Here is a 3,005-nt window from a genome sequence, read left to right as displayed (position 1 = left end):
GCATTGCAATGGGATAACCGTGAAGGCTTATTGAATGTTCCCGGCTATGCGTGGGGTCATTACGCTGATTTGGTATGGGAGTCCAATGTTGGCGGTGATTACTCTGGACAAAAATGGCAGGCGCAGTGGCAAGCACATTGGGACCTCCCGGGGAGCTTCAATCTTACCACTCACCTTGCGGCAGGTTATGCAGATTCAAAAGCTAAAGCGTTTGAGCTAGGCAGTTACGAAGGCGACAGCGCGCAGCTCTATGGTCGCCAACAGATAGCGTTGCGTGGCTACAGCTCTGCGGCTCAAGTAGGGCAAGCCTACGCGACACAAAGTGTTGAACTAAGCCGCTTATTGTATCGCGCTGAACGAAACTGGAATTTGTGGCCAATTGGCTTGGGGGATATTTCAGGTTCTGTATTTGTCGACTCAGGATCAAGCTGGAACTATAACCAAAACTACCAAGCCCTGACGGGGATTGGTGCTGAAGTGCAGATCGATACCATCGTACTTTATGGCGGCACGTTACCAGTACGGATTGGTTACGCTCATGGATTAGACAGTAAATTAGGCAAAGATGAAGTGTATATCAAGCTAACTGCTCAGTTTTAACCGTTTGTTAAGGAGGAAAGGGTCGCATCAAATGCGACCCTTTTTGCGTTGTAAGCTGAAACAAGGCTTACTGACCACTCAAACATGAGATCATGGTTATTTTTAACTAACAATGCGAGGGTTATACCTGAAAACGACTCACGGTATTTTGCAACATCGCCGCTAACTGGCTAAGTTCGACGCACGCTTGAGCGGCGCTGGAAGAACCTTGTGCAACTTGCTTGGCTGATTCACTAATGCGTTCGATATTGCGGCTGAGCTCTTCGCTAACCGAATCTTGCTCTCCGCACGCGCTGGCGATTTGAATGGTCATATCTGCGATATGCGCGCTTTGATTACTAATGTGGTCAATCGCGATTTGAGTTTGGCCACTTTGCTCCACACATTGTCCCATAAGTACACTGCTTTGTGACGTCGCTTCACGAGCACGCAGTGCACATGTTTGTAGGCTTTGGATAATATTGACGATGTCGCCCGTCGATTGCTGAGTTTTGCCAGCTAAAGCACGGACTTCATCAGCCACAACCGCAAAACCACGCCCTTGTTCACCAGCACGCGCCGCTTCAATTGCTGCGTTAAGTGCAAGCAAATTGGTTTGGTCGGCGATGTTGCTTATCACGTCAACGACAACGTTAATTTGCTGTGCTTGTTGCTCAAGTTCTAATACGCGTTGTTCTGCTTGATCAATTTCTTGAGTCACAAGAGAGATAGCATTAGCGACGGAATCCATCTGTTTTGATCCAAGGATGGATTGTTGGTTACTTTCACGAGCGGCGTCAGAAGCGACTTCTGTGCTTCGTGCCACTTCTGCAACCGTTGATTTCATTTGCGTCATGGCCGTAGCAATGTGCATGACCTCGACCTGTTGCTCTTGCATGCCCTGTGATGTCTGTTCAGAGACGGCGCTAACTTCATCGACAGCATGAGATAGTTGAGTCGCTCCGGCGATGATCTCTTCCACCATTGAGCGTAAATTCTCTTGCATACTTGAACACGCATCGGCCAATTCACCTAGCTCATCTTGCCCAATATGCTGACGTGCTAATCGATGGCTTAAATTACCTCCAGCAATGGCGTTCGCTTGCTGTACAACCAACTGTAGTGGCTGGCAGATTAAGCGAGAAAGTAATAGTGTAATGAACACCATAAACGCTATCAGCGCAACGATGCTGCCTGTGGAAAATGAGGTGATAGCTTGAATAAGCGTCATCAGTTCAGAGCGATTTTTGGCAACAAAGGTTTGGTTTAAATTGAGAAGATCGTCAATCGCACTCTCTAGGCGTTCAAATGTAACCAAAGAGGCTGAGATATCCCCTTGAGCTTTTACGATATTTTGATTGAGGATATCGTCATTAAAAGAGCCAAGCGCAGTCAAGTAGTCACGCCAGAGGTTTTTAACTGGCATAAAAATCGAACGCTCGTGATCGGTCCAAACCGCACGCTCATAGGTGGCTAGTGCACTATCAATTGCTTGATAGTGTTCCTGCATCCAACGAATATCCTCCGTAATTTCGGCTTGATCGGTTGCGGAAAGCAAACTGATTTGAGCACGTCGCACAGAAGCCATATTGTATTTGACGTTATTGACCATCATCATTGATGGGAGTGTGTCATCCGTTAGATTGAGTAGGTCATCTTGTATTTCGTTCAATGAACGATATAGGTAATAACCGAAGGCGATGTTGACTAACGCGATAATAGTAAAGGCAAGCGCAATTTTTTTGCGAATGGCTAAATCTTTTAAAAAAGACATGGTAATAAGTGACCTCGGAGTAAAACAACGGAGTTATACCTGTCCCACTTGCAGCATTGCTGTATTGATCACGTTCATTGACGCCAATTCCACCATTTTATTGATGTTTTTTCGGCTTCACTTACTGGTCATCGACAGCATCCTAAGTGGCTTGGGTATCGGGTCACGTCCATATGAAAATAGAGAGATATCCATAAAGTTGTGCATCGTATCACAATTGAAACTTGACTCCTATGGTGTTTTTGAGATTTTTGTGAGTGAGATATTGGGTGTGAAGAGCTTAGAATAACGCTCAAGACGGTTATTTTAAGCTCTGTTAAGGTCACAATTCTTTACATCTCAACCACCTAGTTTATAGTGATTTCCATTTTGAATTGGGTGCTAATTGGGTAACGAAAGGGATGGTTGTACTGTTCACTTGGTACTTTTGGCGTTAAGGTAAACGGAAAAAGGTATTTGAATCATGAAATTAAAAACACGTTTACAACTACTGTCTGCGATCGAACATAAAACTGAAATTCCGATGCTGCTATTATCGGTAGTGTATGTGATCGTCGCTTTACTACCAGATATTGCACCTTTACAACCCGAAGAGCTTGATTTTCTGGAGCATCTGCTTTGGATTATTTGGGCATTGTTTGCAACAGAGTTA

General features: G+C 45.0%; 1 protein-coding gene and 2 pseudogenes. 2 read left to right on the top strand and 1 reads right to left on the bottom strand.

What is annotated here, in order from left to right; translation table 11 throughout:
- Positions 1–600 (top strand): annotated as a pseudogene (locus tag AACQ21_RS06400) (BamA/TamA family outer membrane protein); the annotation flags it as partial.
- A 121-nt stretch (positions 601–721) separates the two neighbouring features.
- Here AACQ21_RS06400 and AACQ21_RS06395 read toward each other — a convergent pair.
- Positions 722–2,353, bottom strand: a complete 1,632-nt coding sequence (locus AACQ21_RS06395) for a methyl-accepting chemotaxis protein (protein ID WP_013856720.1) — start codon at positions 2,351–2,353, stop codon at positions 722–724.
- A 463-nt stretch (positions 2,354–2,816) separates the two neighbouring features.
- Between AACQ21_RS06395 and AACQ21_RS06390 the strand changes: the two are divergent.
- A pseudogene (locus AACQ21_RS06390) lies at positions 2,817–3,005 on the top strand (potassium channel family protein); the annotation flags it as partial.

Origin of the sequence: Vibrio sp. V01_P9A10T6 (assembly GCF_963877065.1) — a bacterium.
GTDB classification, from domain to species: domain Bacteria; phylum Pseudomonadota; class Gammaproteobacteria; order Enterobacterales; family Vibrionaceae; genus Vibrio; species Vibrio anguillarum.
The sequence above is the reverse complement of the archived record's forward strand: the minus strand, read 5'-3'. Positions and strand labels throughout refer to the sequence as shown.

Bases quoted from the DNA above. Each gene is read 5' to 3' on its own strand.
- AACQ21_RS06395 (WP_013856720.1), bottom strand. From the start codon at position 2,353: ATGTCTTTTTTAAAAGATTTAGCCATTCGCAAAAAAATTGCGCTTGCC.